Annotated in this window: 3 protein-coding genes; 2 read left to right on the top strand and 1 reads right to left on the bottom strand. The window is 47.7% G+C overall.

Annotation, left to right across the window (positions count from 1 at the left end; all coding sequences use genetic code 11):
* The first annotated feature begins 178 nt into the window (after nt 1-178).
* On the top strand, nt 179-373 hold the full coding sequence (locus F6K37_RS43885) for a hypothetical protein (RefSeq protein ID WP_287257410.1): 195 nt from the start codon (nt 179-181) through the stop codon (nt 371-373).
* Here the strand turns inward: F6K37_RS43885 and F6K37_RS43890 are convergent.
* Complete coding sequence (locus F6K37_RS43890) at nt 339-584, bottom strand: hypothetical protein (RefSeq protein WP_287257411.1); 246 nt, start codon at nt 582-584, stop codon at nt 339-341. The genes F6K37_RS43885 and F6K37_RS43890 overlap by 35 nt on opposite strands.
* Before the next feature lie 139 nt (nt 585-723).
* Between F6K37_RS43890 and F6K37_RS43895 the strand changes: the two genes are divergently transcribed.
* Complete coding sequence (locus F6K37_RS43895) at nt 724-921, top strand: hypothetical protein (RefSeq protein ID WP_070393635.1); 198 nt, start codon at nt 724-726, stop codon at nt 919-921.
* Nucleotides 922-1,103: the final 182 nt, after the last annotated feature.

Here is a 1,103-nt window from a genome sequence, read left to right on the forward strand (position 1 = left end):
TAGGGGAAGAAGTCGTACACTTACATCATATTGATGGAAACCACGATAACTGGAAACCAAAGAATTTGCTAGCAGTTCATCACAGCTGCCATCAACTAATCCACGGAAGCAGACCGAAAGGTCAGGAGATCTAGGAGCTGGGTGCGGTGAAAGTCGCACGCCCAGATTTGAAGGAGAGGTGCCCTGGGTAATACCAGGCATCGACTCTAACGAAGTCATTTGTCAGAAGTCAGCGGTCAGCGGTCAGCGGTCAGCAGTCAGCGGTCAGCAGTCAGCGGTCAGCGGTCAGCAGTCAGCGGTCAGCGGCCAACTTTTTGGCATAGGCTTCGACACCAATGTTATTCACAAGCTGAACGCGATCGCGTGTGCGTAGCACATAAGCTGATAACTGAACGCGATCGCGTGCACGTAGCGCATAAGCTGATAACTGATAGCTGTTCGCGTAGCGTGCGCGTAGCGCATAAGCTGATAGCTGATAGCTGATAGCTGATAACTGATAGCTGATAGCTGATAGCTGTTCGCGTAGCGTGCGCGTAGCGCATAAGCTGATAGCTGATAGCTCCCTTTGTTACAAAATTTTTCAAAATATGTTATAATATAAGATTATTTGTGCTACACTATAACAGTGGGCGCTGAGACGCCCAGAGTCAAGAGCTAGCCCGGTGAAAGTCCAAAATCGACGGGCTAGCTCTGGCTCTCCAATCACAAGGAGATACTTTTATGATGACGTATTCAGAACGGCTTCATCCATGGGTGGTCATGCGACTGTTACCCAAGATGCAGCGGGTAGTTGTTGCTCGCTTCCGCAATCGGTCGGATGCAGAGGGACATTTGTGGGCTTTGAAAAGATTAATGCCTGATGCGGAATTTATAATTATTTTTGATGTCGGTAATAATAATCCGATGGATGAAGAATCCTAGAAAATTACATGCATCTTGGTGGAATGGGCATCTTGCCCGTTCCACACTGAATACTGATAGCTGTTAGCGTAGCGTGTGCGTAGCGCTTAAGCTGATAGCTAAACATACGGCGGTTTGCATAACTATCAAGTACACTGACTTTTATCCCTATTCCCTATTCTCTATTCCCTCTTCCCTGCTCC

Origin of the sequence: Moorena sp. SIO4E2 (assembly GCF_010671945.1) — a bacterium.
Lineage (GTDB): Bacteria > Cyanobacteriota > Cyanobacteriia > Cyanobacteriales > Coleofasciculaceae > Moorena > Moorena producens.